Annotated in this window: 20 protein-coding genes and 3 tRNA genes; 14 read left to right on the forward strand and 9 right to left on the reverse strand. The window is 55.4% G+C overall.

Annotated elements, in window-relative coordinates; all coding sequences use genetic code 11:
* Positions 1-51 precede the first annotated feature (51 nt).
* Genes yjjG through ACLH1I_RS15685 form a run of 3 tightly spaced genes read right to left on the reverse strand, consistent with a single transcriptional unit; the run spans position 52 to position 1,572 of the window.
* On the reverse strand, positions 52-729 hold the full coding sequence (gene yjjG, locus ACLH1I_RS15675) for a pyrimidine 5'-nucleotidase (protein ID WP_004886511.1): 678 nt from the start codon (positions 727-729) through the stop codon (positions 52-54).
* A 14-nt stretch (positions 730-743) separates the two neighbouring features.
* Positions 744-1,190: a ribosomal protein S18-alanine N-acetyltransferase gene (gene rimI, locus ACLH1I_RS15680; protein ID WP_017901235.1), complete on the reverse strand. Its 447-nt coding sequence runs from the start codon at positions 1,188-1,190 to the stop codon at positions 744-746.
* A complete protein-coding gene (locus ACLH1I_RS15685; RefSeq protein WP_004886506.1) occupies positions 1,159-1,572 on the reverse strand; it encodes a DNA polymerase III subunit psi in 414 nt (137 codons plus the stop codon). Before ACLH1I_RS15685 ends, rimI begins: the two co-directional genes overlap by 32 nt.
* Positions 1,573-1,674: 102 nt before the next feature.
* Between ACLH1I_RS15685 and rsmC the strand changes: the two genes are divergently transcribed.
* The 4 genes from rsmC to ACLH1I_RS15705 all read left to right on the forward strand — a co-directional run bounded on the left by rsmC (position 1,675) and on the right by ACLH1I_RS15705 (position 3,193).
* On the forward strand, positions 1,675-2,703 hold the full coding sequence (gene rsmC, locus ACLH1I_RS15690; protein ID WP_065878081.1) for a 16S rRNA (guanine(1207)-N(2))-methyltransferase RsmC: 1,029 nt from the start codon (positions 1,675-1,677) through the stop codon (positions 2,701-2,703).
* Between the two features lie 171 nt (positions 2,704-2,874).
* Positions 2,875-2,961: transfer RNA gene (locus tag ACLH1I_RS15695), tRNA-Leu, on the forward strand.
* A 28-nt stretch (positions 2,962-2,989) separates the two neighbouring features.
* Positions 2,990-3,076, forward strand: a tRNA-Leu gene (locus tag ACLH1I_RS15700).
* Between the two features lie 30 nt (positions 3,077-3,106).
* Positions 3,107-3,193 (forward strand) — tRNA-Leu (locus ACLH1I_RS15705).
* 21 nt (positions 3,194-3,214) lie between these two features.
* Here ACLH1I_RS15705 and ACLH1I_RS15710 read toward each other — a convergent pair.
* The gene (locus ACLH1I_RS15710; protein WP_004886500.1) at positions 3,215-3,454 is read right to left on the reverse strand and encodes a DUF1435 domain-containing protein; all 240 of its coding nucleotides are present in this window, start codon (positions 3,452-3,454) and stop codon (positions 3,215-3,217) included.
* 70 nt (positions 3,455-3,524) lie between these two features.
* On the opposite strand from ACLH1I_RS15710, the gene ACLH1I_RS15715 reads away from it, so the two are divergent.
* The 3 genes from ACLH1I_RS15715 (at position 3,525) to fhuF (ending at position 5,658) form a co-directional block, all read left to right on the forward strand.
* Positions 3,525-3,695, forward strand: coding sequence for a hypothetical protein (locus tag ACLH1I_RS15715; protein ID WP_072096669.1), 171 nt, complete (start codon positions 3,525-3,527; stop codon positions 3,693-3,695).
* A 23-nt stretch (positions 3,696-3,718) separates the two neighbouring features.
* Entirely contained in the window at positions 3,719-4,765 is a 1,047-nt protein-coding gene (locus ACLH1I_RS15720) for a GGDEF domain-containing protein (protein ID WP_004886496.1), read from the forward strand.
* 104 nt (positions 4,766-4,869) lie between these two features.
* On the forward strand, positions 4,870-5,658 hold the full coding sequence (gene fhuF / locus ACLH1I_RS15725) for a siderophore-iron reductase FhuF (protein WP_023319688.1): 789 nt from the start codon (positions 4,870-4,872) through the stop codon (positions 5,656-5,658).
* 50 nt (positions 5,659-5,708) lie between these two features.
* Here the strand turns inward: fhuF and ACLH1I_RS15730 are convergent, their stop codons facing one another.
* Positions 5,709-7,052 carry a PTS cellobiose transporter subunit IIC gene (locus ACLH1I_RS15730; RefSeq protein WP_002887650.1) on the reverse strand — a complete coding sequence of 448 codons (1,344 nt, stop codon included), beginning with the start codon at positions 7,050-7,052 and terminating at the stop codon, positions 5,709-5,711.
* Positions 7,053-7,385: 333 nt separating this feature from the next.
* On the opposite strand from ACLH1I_RS15730, the gene ACLH1I_RS15735 reads away from it, so the two are divergent.
* Positions 7,386-7,844, forward strand: a complete 459-nt coding sequence (locus ACLH1I_RS15735) for a YbaK/EbsC family protein (RefSeq protein ID WP_004886490.1) — start codon at positions 7,386-7,388, stop codon at positions 7,842-7,844.
* 5 nt (positions 7,845-7,849) lie between these two features.
* On the opposite strand, the gene bglJ is transcribed toward ACLH1I_RS15735, so the two are convergent.
* From bglJ to pobA, 4 genes are all read right to left on the reverse strand, one after another.
* Positions 7,850-8,524 (reverse strand): DNA-binding transcriptional activator BglJ, encoded by a 675-nt coding sequence (gene bglJ, locus ACLH1I_RS15740; RefSeq protein WP_023319687.1) that lies wholly within the window; start codon positions 8,522-8,524, stop codon positions 7,850-7,852.
* On the reverse strand, positions 8,485-9,207 hold the full coding sequence (locus ACLH1I_RS15745; RefSeq protein ID WP_025999143.1) for a helix-turn-helix transcriptional regulator: 723 nt from the start codon (positions 9,205-9,207) through the stop codon (positions 8,485-8,487). Before ACLH1I_RS15745 ends, bglJ begins: the two co-directional genes overlap by 40 nt.
* A gap of 264 nt (positions 9,208-9,471) precedes the next feature.
* Positions 9,472-10,353 carry a helix-turn-helix domain-containing protein gene (locus tag ACLH1I_RS15750; RefSeq protein ID WP_023319686.1) on the reverse strand — a complete coding sequence of 294 codons (882 nt, stop codon included), beginning with the start codon at positions 10,351-10,353 and terminating at the stop codon, positions 9,472-9,474.
* 16 nt (positions 10,354-10,369) lie between these two features.
* Positions 10,370-11,554, reverse strand: a complete 1,185-nt coding sequence (pobA, locus tag ACLH1I_RS15755) for a 4-hydroxybenzoate 3-monooxygenase (RefSeq protein ID WP_032455518.1) — start codon at positions 11,552-11,554, stop codon at positions 10,370-10,372.
* Positions 11,555-11,834: 280 nt separating this feature from the next.
* On the opposite strand from pobA, the gene ACLH1I_RS15760 reads away from it, so the two are divergent.
* From ACLH1I_RS15760 to opgB, 6 genes are all read left to right on the forward strand, one after another.
* The gene (locus ACLH1I_RS15760) at positions 11,835-12,611 is read left to right on the forward strand and encodes a threonine/serine exporter ThrE family protein (RefSeq protein ID WP_017899102.1); all 777 of its coding nucleotides are present in this window, start codon (positions 11,835-11,837) and stop codon (positions 12,609-12,611) included.
* Entirely contained in the window at positions 12,602-13,075 is a 474-nt protein-coding gene (locus tag ACLH1I_RS15765) for a threonine/serine exporter (RefSeq protein ID WP_032455516.1), read from the forward strand. The genes ACLH1I_RS15760 and ACLH1I_RS15765 overlap by 10 nt, the downstream gene beginning before the upstream one ends.
* Positions 13,076-13,177: 102 nt before the next feature.
* Entirely contained in the window at positions 13,178-13,717 is a 540-nt protein-coding gene (gene dnaT, locus ACLH1I_RS15770; RefSeq protein WP_017899103.1) for a primosomal protein DnaT, read from the forward strand.
* A 2-nt stretch (positions 13,718-13,719) separates the two neighbouring features.
* Positions 13,720-14,457: a DNA replication protein DnaC gene (dnaC, locus tag ACLH1I_RS15775; RefSeq protein WP_025999144.1), complete on the forward strand. Its 738-nt coding sequence runs from the start codon at positions 13,720-13,722 to the stop codon at positions 14,455-14,457.
* Positions 14,458-14,522: 65 nt separating this feature from the next.
* The gene (locus tag ACLH1I_RS15780) at positions 14,523-15,017 is read left to right on the forward strand and encodes a DUF2501 domain-containing protein (protein ID WP_004886462.1); all 495 of its coding nucleotides are present in this window, start codon (positions 14,523-14,525) and stop codon (positions 15,015-15,017) included.
* A gap of 257 nt (positions 15,018-15,274) precedes the next feature.
* Positions 15,275-17,566: a phosphatidylglycerol--membrane-oligosaccharide glycerophosphotransferase gene (gene opgB, locus ACLH1I_RS15785; RefSeq protein WP_017899105.1), complete on the forward strand. Its 2,292-nt coding sequence runs from the start codon at positions 15,275-15,277 to the stop codon at positions 17,564-17,566.
* The last annotated feature ends 42 nt before the right edge of the window (positions 17,567-17,608 follow it).

Genomic DNA, 17,608 nt, shown 5'->3' on the forward strand with positions numbered 1-17,608 from the left:
GTGGAATACGAAAAATTGCGGCTATTTTACCCATCAACGGGGGGGAGGCAATCAGTGTTTACACAGGAGCTGCTCCAGTTCGCTTAACGAGGTCACCGTCCAGTCCGGCTCGAGGTCCGCCGGCAGCTCGCGCTGATGCGCATTGAGCCAGCAGGTCGCCAGTCCGGCGTTCACGCCGCCGCGAATATCCGACTCGGCGGTATCGCCGACCATCAGCACCCGCGAGCGCGGTGGGTTACCCGCCTTCGCCAGCGCGTAATCGAAAATGCGCGCGTCCGGTTTAGCGACGCCCACTTCTTCAGAAATAATTAGCAAATCAAAGTGATCGCGTAAACCGGTCCGCTCCAGACGAGTCTGCTGCAGCGAGGTAAAGCCGTTGGTGATGATGCCCATTTTGACCTTGCCCTGCAGCGCGTTGAGCAGAGAGACCGCACCCGGCAGCGGCGCACAGATTTCCGCCATCGCATTCATAAACGCGTCGTTGAGCTCCCCCGGCGGCACATTCAAACGTTGCGCCCAGTTGTCAAAACGCTGGTGCTGCAGCTGCAGCGAGGTGATGGCGCCGTTTTGGTAATCCACCCATAGCGGCTTATTCACGGCCTGATAGTCCTGAAAATCTTCGGCGGTAAAGGTCACGCTGTAGTCGAGAAACATCCGCTGTAAGCCGCTGAAAGAATCAAACGTAAACAGCGTTTCATCGGCATCAAAGAAAATCCAGTCCCATTTCATCGTATCACCTTGTCTTACATACTGATTGGCAGAGCCATAACAATGGCGTCTTCGCGCCCGTCGGCCGTCGGGTAGTAGTTGCGGCGAATCGTCGCTTCATTGAAGCCTAAGCTTTCATACAGCGCGAGGGCGGCAACGTTGGAGGCGCGCACCTCCAGCCATAGCGTGACGACGCCGAGCTTTTCGACTTCATCAATGACATGTTCCAGCAGCGCTCGCCCCAGGCCACGGCGCTGGTAAGCGGGATCGACAGCGATATTGAACAGCGTCGCCTCATCCAGCACCACTTGCGTAATGGCGAAAGCCGCCATTTCGCCATCCACCGACAGCTGATAGTTGCGATAGCGTTCCCCCTGGTTACTGGCCAGGGTCTGTTCGCTCCACGGGAAAGCGTGGGCGCGGGTTTCGATTTGCCAGGCTCGGGTTAAATCAGCCGTGCTGAGGATAGAAATCGTGTTCATGTGCGCAGATTTGTTGCCAGAGCGCCCTGCGAGCCGGCGCGCTGGTCTGGAGTTCATCAAAAGCGGGGGTGGACACCTGGGCGCCCGCCAGCGGCAGCGACGCCTCTGTGCCCAACCGCCAGCTGTTACAGCGGCTGTCCTGCGGCAGCATCGCCACCCGCTCCGGGGTCAGCTGCAGGACCTGATCTGGCGTTACGGCCAGCGCGCGCAATACGTCGCCAATCAGCGGCTCTGTCAGCGACGGCGGGGTTTCCGCCACCATCACCAAACGAATATGTTCAGGAAGCGAGATAGCGATTTCGCCCTGTAACGCCCCCGGTCGGCGCAGCGACCACTGGGTAATGCCCAGCTGCTGTAGTTGCCAGTCTCGTCGGGATGTCATAGCGAAACACTCCTGTTAAACAAGCGCGCAATATAGCAAATCCGTCGTATCTGCGCCAACAAACTACTATAATCGGCGCCAGTCTTAATGAAGGAGTGTTTCATGTCCGCTTTTACCCCGGCAAGTGAAGTCTTGCTGCGCCACAGTGATGATTTCGAGTCCGCCCGCGTTCTGTTTGCCGGTGACCTGCAGGATGACCTGCCTGCGCGTCTGGATACCGCGGCCAGCCGCGCCCACACCCAGCAGTTCCACCACTGGCAGGTCCTCAGCCGCCAGATGGGTGACACCGTCCGTTTTAGCTTAGTGGCTGAGGCGGCTGACGTCGCCGAGTGCGACACCCTGATCTACTACTGGCCAAAGAACAAACCAGAGGCGCAGTTCCAGCTGATGAACCTGCTCTCTCTGCTGCCGGTGGGAAGCGACATTTTCGTCGTCGGTGAAAACCGCAGCGGCGTCCGCAGCGCGGAGCAGATGCTGACTGAATACGCGCCATTAAACAAAGTGGATAGCGCTCGCCGCTGTGGCCTCTATCATGGCCGTCTGGAAAAGCAGCCCGCCTTCGACGCCGAAGCTTTCTGGGGCGAATACACACTGGATAATCTGACGATTAAAACCCTACCGGGCGTCTTCAGCCGCGACGGTCTGGACGTCGGCAGCCAGCTGCTGCTCTCCACCCTCGAGCCGCATACCAAAGGGAAAGTGCTGGACGTCGGCTGCGGCGCGGGTGTGCTGGCCGCCGCGCTGGCCAGCCATTCGCCGAAAGTGCGCCTCACCCTGTGCGACGTCAGCGCCCCGGCGGTTGAAGCCAGCCGCGCGACGCTTGCCGCCAACGGCCTGGCTGGCGATGTGTTTGCCAGCAACGTCTTCTCCGAGGTCAATGGTCGCTTCGACATGATCATCTCCAACCCGCCATTCCATGACGGCCTGCAGACCAGCCTCGAAGCTGCCCAGGCGCTGATCCGCGGCGCGGTTCGCCATCTCAACAGCGGCGGCGAGCTGCGCATTGTCGCCAACGCCTTCCTGCCGTATCCGCAGGTGCTGGATGAGACGTTCGGCTTCCATGAGGTGATCGCCCAGACCGGACGTTTTAAGGTCTATCGCACCATCATGACCCGTCAGGCGAAAAAATAATCGTCTTTTCACGCCGGCGGCCCGCTCCTGGTGCCGCTGGCGCTTCCCGCGGGCAAATCCGCCCATTTTTGCAGCAATCGATACAACCTGCATAATTAACTATTGACGTGTCGCCGAAAACCACTAGAATGCGCCTCCGTGGTAACGATACTTTCATAGTGTCGATGGTATGCGAAGGTGGCGGAATTGGTAGACGCGCTAGCTTCAGGTGTTAGTGTCCTTACGGACGTGGGGGTTCAAGTCCCCCCCCTCGCACCATAATCCACGAAGATATTGCTCGCACTGGGCGAAGGTGGCGGAATTGGTAGACGCGCTAGCTTCAGGTGTTAGTGTCCTTACGGACGTGGGGGTTCAAGTCCCCCCCCTCGCACCAACGAGGCAATATCCAAAGAAAGAATACTGTGCGAAGGTGGCGGAATTGGTAGACGCGCTAGCTTCAGGTGTTAGTGTCCTTACGGACGTGGGGGTTCAAGTCCCCCCCCTCGCACCAATATTCTTCCCTCTCCCGACGTTATCCTCTCAGCTTGATATCCACCATCATCAGCATTATCCCACCAATCAATGCAACGCACGATGGCAGCAGGATAAAATGGCGCAGTTGACGATGCCATATCATCACCGCGGACATCAGCATGCCCACCGCGACCAGCGTCCGCCATACGTCAGCCGACACCCCGGCATACCCGAGAGCGACAATCAGCGCGCCGGGAACGACGACTGCCCAACCGCTTCCTAATGCTCGCAGCAGCATGGTTTTACCTCTCACAACGATAATGATAACCAATATCATATGATAATTTTTATCATTTGTCATTTGCAAAGTGCTCTGTGCCTTATTCTTTACGTTCGCGGTAATGACATACATTCATGAAGGTGATAAATTAAGCGGATTATCGATATATATTAAATATTTTTCTTATTTTGCAAATAACCTTTTTTTGCACATTGTTATCAGACTCTTCATTTTTGGCTTTCATCATTTTGAAATTTAACGACTAATAATGATTCTTCCGATATGACTGCACAAACCTGGCGAGCACATTACGCACAAAAATATCAATATTCCTTACGGCTTTTTTTACTGCTTAATTTCATTTCTTCCTCTCTGTCGCTGGTCACCCCCCTATTTACGGTAGTTCGTTTCACGCTGCCCTGCGCCCTGATCGTGGCCTGCAGCGGGTTGCTGCTACTCTGGCACTGGAAATGGCCGCAATCGAAAATAAATATTTCCGCTATCTCGTTGTTATTTGGCATGCTATGGGCATGGCACGTAGTGACAAAGGCGATGCTATTGACACCGCCGCATTTTAACTATCTGGTGATCGCCCTATTAAGCATTCTGTTTATCGGCACCATCGCTTTTTCCAATAATATCACTGCCTTTACCCTCCACTCTTTACCGACTTTCCTTGCCTGCCTGATAATGGCGGAGGGAGAACAATGGTTGCGCATGACTTACTGTTTTATGCTGCCTATTGCCGGTATTACCCTGCAAAATATTATCCAGAAGCGCAGCGATGCCTTTACACAAGGATTGATGGATAAACTGATGCAGGAACGCAACACCCTCAACGATCTCAGTATGCTGGATCCCCTGACCGGTTTGTATAATCGCCGCGGACTGCAGAATCGCCTCGATACCCTGCTGGCGCTGGACGGCGATAACCACTTCGTGCTGCTCCTCGATATCGATCATTTCAAAGCCTATAACGATCACTACGGTCATATGATGGGCGATCAGGCGCTCATTCGCGTCTCTGCTGCCATTCGTAACGCCGTACGCTCGCGCGATATTGTCGCCCGCTTTGGTGGAGAGGAGTTTATGGTGCTGCTGACCAATAGCAGCGAAGAAACGGCCTGGCAGGCTGCCGAACGAATTCGACAGCGGGTCTATGACCTGAAAATCCCGCATATGTTTAATGAGAGCGTCGCCACCAACGTGACCATCAGTATTGGTCTGACGCCGCTCATTGATGACAATATTGAGCAAGCGCTGGCGCGAGCCGATGGCGCACTCTATGAAGCTAAAAATAAAGGCCGCAACATTATTTTGGCCAGTTAACCCGCGCGCTGCGGCATCGTGGCGCCGACAAAATTCTTGCCATGCCGCCTGCAAACAACTAATATCAGGAATCATTATCATTTAGATTTGTATCTGGAAATCGAATGGCCTGGCGTTCCCTTCCTCTCAGCGATGAACTTATCTGGCGGGCCCCTTTGCCGACGGCTGAGCGCGCCCTGGCGGAGAGTATTCGGGAAAAAATCGCCACCCTGCGCCCCCATCTGCTCGATTTCCTGCGCCTGGATGAATCCGCTCCCGGTCACGCGTTGACGCTCGCCGAGTGGTCGCAACCCACCGCCTTACGCTCCCTGTTGGCCACTTATTCCGATCATATCTATCGTCATCAGCCAACGCTGACACGGGAACAGAAACCTCTGCTCTCGCTCTGGGCGCAATGGTATATCGGTCTGCTGGTGCCGCCGCTGATGCTGGCGTTGCTCAATGAACCACAGGGTCTCAGCCTGGCGCCGGAACATTTCCACGTCGAATTTCACGAAAGCGGCCGGGCGGCCTGTTTCTGGATTGATGTCCATAGTGATGCCGGCATCGAGAGACTGTCACCGCTGTCGCGGATGGATGCCCTGGTGACGCGCACCCTGCAGCCGGTTATTGAGGCGCTGGAAGCGACGGGCGAAATCAATGGCAAGCTTATCTGGAGCAATACAGGCTATCTGATTAACTGGTATCTTGGGGAAATGCGCGCGCTGCTGGGGGATGAGCAGCTTGCCGCCCTGCGCCAGCACTGTTTCTTTGAAAAACAACTCGCCGATGGTCAGGATAACCCACTATGGCGAACGGTCGTGCTGCGTGAAGGGCAGTTAGTCCGACGCACCTGTTGTCAGCGCTATCGCCTGCCGGACGTCCAACAGTGCGGCGACTGCACGTTAAAATAACGCCCTGTTCCCAATAAGCTACGGGCAGCCTGTGGCCGCCCGGTCACTATTTATGCGGTCTGCTGACTCTCCTGTTCCGCCCGTTCGGCCTCTTCCGCTTCCTGAGCAAGCAGCTGTTTCTCATACACCTTAAAGAACGGGAAGTAGATAATCGCCGACACGCAGGCCAGAACGATGACCAGAATTGCCGCCCGGAAATCCCAGCCCAGCGCCCAGGCACCGCCAATCGGCGCCGGCGCCGTCCACGGCACCACGGAGATGACGCGGCCGATCAGATCCAGCTTCATTGCCGCCCAGGCCAGTACCGCATTCACCATCGGCGCCAGCAGGAACGGAATAAAGAACACCGGATTCATGACAATAGGCGTCCCAAAGATGACCGGCTCGTTAATGTTAAACAGGCTTGGCACCACGCTCAAACGACCAATGGAGCGCAAATGCGCTGAACGACTGCGCAGATAGCAGAACACCAGCCCCATGGTGGCACCAGAACCTCCGACCACGATAAAGAAGGTCCAGAACGCCTCCATAAAGATATGCGGCAGAGGTGCGCCCTGGGCCAGCGCCTGCTGGTTCATACCGAGGTTGGTCAGCCAGAACATCTGCAGCATCCCGGAAACGATCGCCGCACCGTGGATCCCGGCAAACCACAGCAGGTGGCCGATGAGAACCGCCAACAGGATCGCCGGCAGGGAATCGGCCGCCGAAACCAGCGGTTTGAAAATCGCCATAATGGCCTGCGGGATCAGCATGTCAAAATGGTGTTGAATAAACAGGCTCAGCGGATAGAGCGTTAGCACAACCACCAGCACCGGGATCAACAGATCAAAGGAATTTTTGATCATCGGAGGGACCTGATCCGGCAGACGGATACCGATGTTATGTGCCTTGAGAAAACGCATCATCTCCACACAGTAGATCGCCACCAGAATGGCGGTAAAGATCCCTGTTCCGCCGAGGCTATCCACCGGCAGCGTGCCATTCGTCTTCGGCGCGGCAATCAGTAAAAAGGCCATGATCGACAGCATCGCGCACATAAAGGGATCGAGCTGATTGGATTTCTCGTAGTGCTTACCGAGGTTGTAAGAGATTGCCGCGCAGATGTAGATCGACATGATCCCCATTGTCATATCAAAAGGGGTCAGAATGCGCCCCTCGAACTCTTTTGCCAGATCCAGCCAGGCGCGGGCGAAACCCCAGGTGGTATCCGGGGAAAAAGGAGGATAAGCAAACACCAGCAGAAACGATCCGACGATCATAAACGGCATCGCGGAGATAAAACCGTCACGGATAGCCATGACGTGACGCTGCGATGAGATCCGCCCTGCTATGGGGCTTATGTAATTTTCTACAAAGCGAAATATCAAATTAAACGCAGCATGGTTAGCAGACATAGTAGCCCTCCTGACAGGCTATTGATACTGGCCCAACAACGATTACCCTGCCGTTACGATGACCGCTTTTTGATGCAGCAGGCCGCGGGTGGATCACCGGCTATACTGCTCATAACACAACGATTCATACACGGCTCTTTTGTTATAAATAAAAGGAGAAGTGACTGTTCCAGTATTCATCTCAATGCAGATAACCGCAACCGGTTACAGTAACCGGTTACGGTGAATGTGAAGGAGATCGACAAAATAGAAAGAATCTGGATTGTCCGCGCCGATATTTACACTCCGCCAGGCTTGTGACAGATTTAACCAGGCTTAAATCAGGAGAATCCAATGAGTCTGCAGTCTGTACGGCAGTTCTTTGCCGAACACGCCCCCGATATCGAAATTATTGAGTTAAACCAGAGTACCGCCACCGTGGCGCTCGCCGCTGCCGCGCACAACGTTGAGCCGGGACAAATAGCCAAAACGCTGTCGCTCAAGATCAAAGATAAAATTGTACTGATCGTCGCCAGGGGCGATGCGCGGCTGGATAATAAAAAGCTGAAAGAAACCTTTGGCGCAAAAGCGCGTATGTTGAGCAGCGATGAGGTGGTGACCTGGACCGGCCATCCGGTCGGCGGCGTGTGCCCGTTTGGTCTGGAAAATCCGCTGGACGTCTTTTGTGACGTCTCGCTCAGGCACTATCAGGAGGTACTACCCGCAGCGGGGGCTATTCACAGCGCCGTTCGCATCGAACCAGAACGAATGGCGCAGCTCACCGACGCAACATGGGTAGACGTATGCATATAGCCGCGTTATGCCACCTGTTTAACGGCGCTGGTCGGGCCGTTTATCGGTAAATGCAGCAAGATATCCGCCGCGTTTAATAAACCAATGTCAGAGCGAACCCCGAGCTTGGTCATGGCGTTGAACTTATGCGCGCGGATGGTTTTAATGTTCCGGTTCAGCTGCACCGCAATTTCCGAAAGCGAATATCCCCACGACATATACCGAAGAATAGCGTGCTCCGTCGGACTTAGCGGATCGTTGCATGCCTCTCTGCCGCAAAAATGCTCTTTGCCGGCGAGGGAATGATTATCCAGCAGCTGTAATAAATGCTCCTGCAACCCGCGTCGCGGCGCAGATTTATTTAATATACCGTGCAGGCAGGACGGCATTAAATGGCCGATCAGGCGCATTTCGCTTTCATTATTAGCCAGAATAATCGTTTGGACTTCCGGTCGGATCCTCGCCATCTCGTGAAGAAAAAGCAGGCTCTCGGCTCTGGACGAACGACTCCCTGAAAGTGAAAAGATCATTGCTGACCATGGGAACGACGCTTCCACCGCCCTGAGCAAATTGATATTTTTAAAAAAATGAATGCGGTATTGGCTGTTATCTTCACGGCTAAAGATATAGCGCCAGGCCATTTCCGTCATCACACATTTTTCTACGATGGCGACATGACGGGTTGTGCTATTTTTTTCCATTCCATTTGCTCCCCGTAAGCTGAATTGATATTCAGCTCTTGCATTCCCTGCGCGCTGTTGATCCAGGCATACATTTCAGCGTTGCTGCGTAGCGATAAGCGACGCATTGCGCTATTTTTCTGCGCGCTGATCGTCTTATTGCTCTTTTTCAACAGCGCGGCGATCTGGTTAATTCCCCATCCCTTCGCCAGAAGGCGCAGAACTTTTCGCTCTGACAGGGTCAGCATCGCCGCAGAGTGGTAGCTTGCGAAATCGCTGTCCTCATTCCCGGTAAACAGCGTACGGCTAATCTGCTCAGCCGCACGGCTACCGGCACAAATCACCTCAATCAGCCGGTTTACCGGCTCGCTCTCGGAGATGAGCGAGCTTTCGGGACGAATTAATAGCTCAACGGCTAATGGATAGAGGCTGTCGCTGACCATAAAAACCCAGTGAATATCACGATACTGGGTCATGAGGGCGTAATAACGCTCGCAGACGGCCCGGGGTTGCGCAATCTCGCCGGAGATATCCGCAACGACCAGCACCGCCCGCCGCAGTTGTAAAAGGGTGAGCTCATCATGAGAGCGACAAAAACTGAGTTCGTAATCCGGGAGGTTCTCATTGAAGATCACCTTTAACCCTGACTGCATGACGGGGATTTTACTAATAACGACGCCAAACTTACCTTGTCCTGGTAACATAACACCTCCGCTTCCTGTCGAAGTTCCTTCGCTTGCCCGTAAACGTTCGGCGAGTGACTCGATCGCCATACCATTTACTGGATGAATATTAAAAACATATTCATGGCCCGCGTACACGATATACTGAATGACCGAACCGTGGTCATACCGTGTAAATATTATTCCTGTGTATACTTGCGATGAATATTAGCACAGACGCCTCTGCGCTAATAAATTAGAAAAGATAAAACTATTATTTAGCAAAAATAATTTCAGGCTTGAAAATTATGAAGCATTCTCTTTAATTGCTTCTCTAAATGCTTTAGGCGACATGCCACTGTAGCGGCGGAAAAAGCGAGAAAAATAGGCGGCGTCGCTAAAACCCAAATAATCAGAGAGTTGCGTTACCGTCATGCGAGTGTACTGCAGGTTACGCCGCGCCTCAAGCATCAGTCGCTGATGCAGTACCCCGAGAGCGCTACAGCCATAGAACTCGCGACATAAATAGTTTAAATGCGTGACCGACAGCCCAATCAACTTCGCATACTCCGCCAGCGGGAGATGCTGCCGGTAGTGGCTCTCAATAAGCCGGGAAAAATGACGCATCATACTGCGCTTTCGCTCCGCTTTGTCTTCCGCGGGCGGTGCGGGGCGGCACTGCCGGTTCAGCCAGACCAGCAGCGTCCCCAGCAGCGAATAAAGCATCATTTCCCGTGCGTCATGATCGGCACTGTACTCCTCGCGAAGCGCTGAAAACAGCGTATGCATACGCCCCCGGGAACGCCCCACCGGCAGACACTGCGCTACGCTAAGCACATCCAGCGGCCGGCCGAACTGATTTTCAAAGCGGCTCAGCAGCGGCAGCGCCAGGGAGAGCACAAATCCGTGCGTCCCGGGTGAAAAATGAAAGCCATGAATGCAGAGGGCGGGCACCACCTGGATGCAGGATTCCGTCATCACCGCAGTGGTGCCTTCAATTTCGATCTCCGCCCGACCTTTGTGCAGATAGAGGAGCTGGACCATTTCGGCGTGCTGGTGGACACGAATATGCCACTGATACAGGCTGCTGCGCTGCAAAATCGATTCGCAGTGCAGCAGGTCCGGCGTCGGCCAGCCGCGCTCCTCGCCATAGAGCTTAAATACCGGAACAGTTTGGACGGGCGACATAGTTACTCCTGTTCAGTCAGACGACGCGCTCCATGGGCAGGCCCACGTAGTTTTCCGCGATGGTGGTCAGCCCGGCGCGCGAGCCCAGATAGTAGCGGCGATCGGCCGCCTGCATTTTGGCGTCGAATTCGTTCTGCTGCGGGAAATCGTGCAGCAGGCGGGTCATGAACCAGCTAAAGCGTTCCCCTTTCCAGACCCGATCCAGCGCCAGTCGCGAATAGGTCGCGAGCAGATCGCTCCGGCCATGATGGTAGTATTCGCGAAGGATCCGCCACAGATAGTTCACGTCCGATGCCGCCAGGTTCAACCCTTTAGCGCCGGTCGGCGGTACGATATGCGCGGCATCCCCCACCAGAAACAATCGCCCATATTGCATCGGCTCTACGACGAAGCTGCGCAAGGGAGCGATGCTTTTCTCAAGTGAGTGACCAGTCACTAACTTTGATGACAGATCCGCCGGCAATCGGCATTTCAACTCCTGCCAGAAGCGTTCGTCCGACCAGTCTTCCACTTTATCGCTCAGCGGAACCTGCAGATAGTAGCGGCTGCGAGTAAGTGAGCGCTGACTACATAAAACGAATCCCCGCTGATGATGCGCATAGATCAGCTCCGGATTGACCGGCGGCGTATCCGCCAGCAGGCCTAACCAGCCGAACGGCCAGACGCTCTCGTAAGTCTTGAGGATGTCAGCGGGAATACTTTGCCGCGACACGCCATGGAACCCGTCGCAACCGGCGATAAAGTCACACTCCAGGCGACAGAATTCTCCTTCGCTAAGATAGGTGATCGTCGGCCGGTCGCTTTTCGCGTCATGGATAGTCACTTCGCTCACGCCGTACACGATCGGCGCGTCGCTGGCGGCCCGGGCAGCCATCAGATCGCGGGTCACTTCAGTCTGGCCGTAAACCATCACGCTCTTGCCGTCGGTCAGCTCGCTCAGTGAGACGGGCACCCGCTGGCCGTCAAAGAGAAACTCCACCCCATGATGCACCAGGCCTTCGACGTCCATTCGCTGCGCCACGCCCGCTTCGCGAAGCAGATCGACGGTACCGCTTTCCAGAATTCCCGCGCGGATGCGCCCCAGCACATACTGCGGCGTTTGACGCTCAAGAATGACCGTGTGGATGCCGGCGTTGTGCAGGAGCTGCCCCAGCAGCAGCCCGGAAGGGCCAGCGCCAATAATCGCGACCTGTGTTTTCATAGGATTGTCTCACTTTTGCAGGGTTAATTATTTGTATATTTTTTGTTTAATAAAAGTGCTTTCCTGCATTTTTGATAAGTCAGACGGGAAAAAGAAGGGATGAATGGCGACAAAAATTGCACTTTTCACCAAACTGGCAAAAGTGTGGGAAGCTTCAAATTCTGCCCCTCCGGCGGGCGGGAAATTTTTGCACATTATTTGATCCCACCCCCCTCAGCCGCCCAGGCGCTTCAGGTTAAAGTATCGGCAGATACCAGGCGTCGCGGACAGCAGAGGAAATATGCAGGTTGATCGGGCACAGCAGCGGGCAATCACACGATTATGCATCCAGTGTGGTCTTTTTTTGTTACAGCACGGCGCCGAAAGCGCGTTGGTGGAAGAGCTTTCAACGCGTCTTGGGCTGGCGCTGGGGATGGACAGCGTCGAAAGCGCCATCTCCTCCAACGCTATCGTCCTGACCACCATTAAGAATGGCGAATGTCTTACCTCAACGCGTAAGAATGTCGACCGCGGCATTAATATGCATGTGGTGACGGAAGTGCAGCATATCGTGATCCTCGCCGAGCATAAGCTGCTGGACTATCGCGACGTCGAGAAGCGCTTCGCGCAGATTAGGCCCCTGCGCTATCCCCGCTGGTTGCTGGTGATCATGGTGGGCCTCTCCTGCGCTTGTTTCTGTAAACTGAATAACGGCGGCTGGGATGGAGCGCTGGTCAGCTTCTGCGCCAGCACGGTGGCCATGTACATTCGCCAGGTGCTGACCCACCGTTCCATGCATCCGCAGATCAACTTCTGCATCACTGCCTTTGTGGCCACCACGATCTCCGGGCTGCTGCTGCGCCTCCCTACCTTTGCCAGCACCCCGACCATTGCCATGGCCGCCAGCGTCCTGCTGCTGGTCCCGGGCTTTCCGCTGATCAACGCCGTCGCCGATATGTTTAAAGGGCATATTAATACCGGCCTCGCCCGCTGGGCGATCGCCAGCCTGTTAACCCTTGCCACCTGCATTGGCGTAGTGATGGCAATGACCGTATGGGGGCTGCGGGGATGGGCATAATTTCGTTTATTTTCGCGCTGGCGGAAGACATGCTGCTGGCGGCGATCCCTGCCGTCGGGTTTGCGATGGTCTTTAATGTCCCGCGGCGCGCCCTGCGCTGGTGCGCGCTGCTGGGGGCCATCGGCCACGGTTCGCGCATGGTCATGATGAGCGCCGGTTTTAACATTGAATGGGCCACGTTTCTCGCCGCCCTGCTGGTGGGTTGCATCGGCATCCAGTGGTCGCGCTGGTATCTGGCGCATCCGAAGATTTTTACCGTTGCCGCCGTGATCCCGATGTTTCCCGGTATTTCCGCTTACACCGCGATGATCTCCGCGGTAAAAATCAGTCATTTTGGCTATTCTGAAGAGATGATGATTTTGCTGCTGAGCAATTTTTTAAAGGCCTCTTCAATCGTGGGCGCCCTCTCCATCGGCCTGTCGATACCCGGTCTGTGGCTGTATCGTAAGCGCCCTCGCGTCTAACCCCGGCGTCGCGGTAAAGCCGCGACGCTCCTTCCGCGACGGGCTCTGTGCTACTATGTGCAGATCACCCCACTCTTTGCAGTTCAGAGTTGAGATAGAGTTATGTCTTCGCGAATTTTAACCTCCCATTTTAGCGGCCTGGAAGAGTTCCTCCAGCAGCACGCGGCGCTGCTGGCGAAATCGACTGACGGCACTGTCGCCGTTTTTGCCAACAACGCCCCGGCGTTCTATGCGCTGACCCCAGACCGGCTGGCGCAGCTGCTGGAACTGGAAGCCAGGCTGGCGCGCCCCGGCAGCGACATCGCGCTTGACCCGCAGTTTTTCGACGAGCCCGCGGCGGCGCCGGTTGCGGTGCCGATGGGCAAATTTGCCATGTATGCGGCCTGGCAGCCGGACGCCGACTTTCAGCGTCTGGCCGCGCTGTGGGGCATCGCCCTGAGCCAGCCGGTCACCCCGGAAGAGCTGGCCGCTTTTGTCGCTTACTGGCAGGCGGAAGGTAAAGTGTTTCACCACGTGCAGTGGCAGCAGAAACTGGCTCGCAGCGTGCAAATCAGCCGCGCCAGCAACGGCGGGCAGCCGAAGCGCGATGTGAACAGCGTGAGCGAACCCGACAGTCATATTCCGCGAGGTTTCCGAGGATGAGCATGAAAAACGTTGGCGATCTGATGAAGCGCCTGCAGAAAATGATGCCGGCTCATATCGAACCGGCGTTTAAAACCGGCGAAGAGCTGCTGGCCTGGCAAAAAGAGCAAGGCAAGCTGCGTTCCGAAGCGCTGGAGCGGGAGAACCGCGCGATGAAAATGCAGCGCACCTTTAACCGCTCGGGGATCCGCCCGCTGCATCAGAACTGCTCCTTTGATAACTATCGCGTCGAGTGCGAGGGGCAGATGAACGCCCTCGCCCGGGCGCGTCAGTACGTGGAGGAGTTTGATGGCAATATCGCCAGCTTTATCTTCTCCGGCAAACCGGGCACCGGTAAAAACCACCTCGCGGCTGCTATCTGCAACGAACTGCTGCTGCGCGGGAAATCGGTCTTAATTATCACCGTGGCTGATATTATGTCAGCCATGAAAGATACCTTCGGCAATCGGGAGACGAGCGAAGAGCAATTACTGAGCGATCTCAGCAAGGTCGATCTTCTGGTGATTGATGAAATTGGTATGCAGACGGAGTCTCGCTATGAAAAGGTCATTATCAATCAGATAGTTGACCGCCGCTCTTCCTCCAAACGGCCTACCGGTATGCTAACCAACAGTAATATGGAAGAGATGAATAAGCTGCTCGGCGAACGGGTGATGGACCGTATGCGCCTGGGCAACAGCCTGTGGGTTATCTTCAACTGGGAAAGTTACCGGCACCGCGTCACCGGCAAGGAGTATTAAGAGATTTCCGGACAACGGCGGCGTTATACTAAAGTGATTCTTCAGTCACGCTTATGAGTCCGTCTATGAAATCGTTAAAAAATGGCTTACTTGCCGCGCTTACCCTCAGCGCATTTACCCTCTCCGGGGCCCACGCTGCCTCCTGGCAGGATTCTCTCAACAGCGCCGCCAGCCAGCTCAGCGGCGGCAGCACCCAGGCTGGCAGCGGCGGCATGTCCGTCTCCTCGCTAACCAGCCTGCTCAGTGGCAGCAGCCAGTCGCTGACCGCCAGCAGCATGAATAATGCGGCCGGGATCTTGTCATATTGCGCGCAACAGAAGCTGGCCTCCGTGACCAGCGCCGATAACGTCAAAAACCAGGTGCTGGATAAACTAGGACTCAGCACGCCGGAAAAACAGAAACAAGACACCAACTATCTCGATGGCCTGCAGGGGTTGCTCAACAGTAATAACGGCCAGCAGCTGGACCTGAATACGCTTGGCAACAGCTCGCTGGCGAAACAGGTGAAAACCAAAGCCTGCGATCTGGTCTTAAAACAGGGCGTTAACTTCCTCTCCTGATACGTACTGCTAATGCCGCGTTTGTCGCCTTCGCGACGGCAGCGCGGCCTGAAACGGCTTTTTTCTCCTTTTTCTCCTTGCGCTTCCCCGCCACGCCGGCTGCGACGCCGATCAAAAAAAGCAACTTCTAAACCAATTCTGAATAACTGCACACTTTCATGACGCTAGAATTGCAGCAAGATGGCGCTGCAATTACAGTGTGGCTTGAAAAGTAATCTGTTCTGCCAGCCGATAACTGGCGTTAATGAGGATGAGCTGTGTCAGAGTTGTTATCCATCGCCTTATTTTTAGCTTCGGTGGCGCTTTATGCCTGGAAAGCGGGTCGTAACACCTGGTGGTTTGCCGCCACGCTCACGGTGTTAGGCCTGTTCGTGGTGCTGAATATCACCCTCTACGCCAGCGACTACTTTACCGGCGACGGCATCAACGACGCGGTACTCTACACTCTGACCAACAGCCTGACCGGCGCCGGGATCGGCAAATACATTCTGCCGGGCGTCGGCGTGGCCGTCGCGCTGGTTGCCGTTTTTGGCGCCCTGGGGTGGGTGCTGCGCCGCCGTCGGCATCATCCTCATCACGTCGGCTACAGCCTGGCGGCGCTGCTGCTGGCGCTGGCCTCGGTCGACGCCAGCCCGGCCTTCCATCAAATCAGCGAGCTGGTGAAATCGCAATCACGGGAAGGAGACCCGGACTTTGCCGCGTACTACAAAGAACCGTCGAAGCGTATCGACAATCCGCAGCTGAATCTGGTCTATATCTATGGCGAAAGCCTTGAGCGCACCTATTTTGATAACGATGCGTTCCCCAACCTCACCCCTGAGCTTGGCAGAATTAAAGATGAGGGCATTGATTTCAGCAATACCATGCAGCTGCCGGGGACCGATTACACCATCGCCGGCATGGTCGCGTCACAGTGCGGCATTCCGCTGTTTGCGCCGTTTGAAGGCAACGCTTCGGCCTCCGTATCCAGCTTCTTTCCGCAGAATATCTGCCTTGGCGATATCCTGAAAAACTCCGGTTACGAAAACTATTTTGTGCAGGGAGCTAACCTGCGCTTTGCTGGCAAAGACGTCTTTCTCAAGTCCCACGGCTTCGATCACCTGTTCGGGGCGGAAGAGCTCAAAACCACGGTAGCGGATCCCGCCTACCGCAACGACTGGGGCTTCTATGACGACACGGTACTTGAGGAGACGTGGAAAAAATTCGAAGAGCTGTCGCAGTCCGGAAAACGCTTTTCGCTGTTCGCCCTGACGGTGGACACCCACCATCCCGACGGCTTTATTTCGCGCACCTGCGAGCGTAAACGCTATGACGTGGACGGTAAGAAAAACCTCTCCTTTAGCGCCGTTAGCTGCAGCCAGGAACATATCGCCGCGCTAATCGAGAAGATCAAAGCCTCTCCCTATTTCAAAAACACGGTCATCGTGGTCTCTTCCGACCACCTGGCCATGAAGAACAGCGCCTGGGATTACCTCAACAAGCACGATCGCAGCAATTTGTTCTTTGTCCTGCGCGGCGATCGGCCGCAGCAGGAGACCCTGGCAGTGAAACGCAACACCATGGATAACGGTGCGACGGTGCTGGATATTCTCGGTGGCGATAACTATATCGGCCTCGGGCGCAGCAGTCTCTCCGGCCAGTCGCTCTCCGGTATTTTCATCAATATGAAAGAGAAGATCCTGGCCTGGAAACCCGACGTGATCCGCCTGTGGAACTTCCCGAAAGAGATTAAAAACTTCACCATCGACTCGCAGAAGAACATGATCGCCTTCTCCGGCAGCCATTTCCGTCTGCCGCTGCTGCTCCGGGTGTCGGACCAGCGCGTTGAACCGCTGCCGGAGAGCGAATACTCGGCGCCGCTGCGCTTCCAGCTGGCCGATTTCGCACCGCGGGATAATTTCGTGTGGGTCGATCGCTGCTATAAAATGGGCCAGCTGTGGTCTCCTGAGCTGGCGCTCTCCACCGACTGGTGCGTCTCGCAGGGCCAGCTCGGGGGTGAGCAGAAGGTTCAGCACGTTGATAAGCCACAGTGGAAAGGCAAGACCGCCTTCAGGGACACCCTTATCGATATGGAGCGCTATAAGGGCAACGTCGATACGCTGAAAGTTGTCGACAACGATATTCGCTATAAAGCCGACAGCTTCGTGTTTAACGTTGCCGGCGCGCCGGAAGAGGTGAAACAATTTAGCGGCATTTCGCGCCCCGAGTCCTGGGGTCGGTGGTCCAATGCCCAGCTGGGCAGCGACGTGAAGATTGAATATAAAGAGCCGCTGCCGGAGAAATTTGATCTGGTGATCACCGCCAAAGCCTACGGTCCCAATGCCAATAAGCCGATCCCGGTGCGGGTTGGCCAAAGTGAGCAAGTGCTTACTCTGGTCAATGATGTGACCACTACGACGCTGCATTTCGACAACCCGACGCGCAGCAACACGCTGACCATCACTCCGCCGGACCCGCAGTCCACCAACGAGGGCAATATCCTCGGCCACTCCCCGCGTCAGCTGGGGATCGGTATGGTGGAGATCAAAGTGGTGAAAAGCGAAGGTTAAAGCCACCTTGCCCGGCGGGTTTTGGCGCCGGGCAACGGTTTG

This window comes from Klebsiella sp. 1SOBk10mer, assembly GCF_046602535.1.
GTDB classification, from domain to species: Bacteria; Pseudomonadota; Gammaproteobacteria; order Enterobacterales; family Enterobacteriaceae; genus Klebsiella; species Klebsiella quasipneumoniae.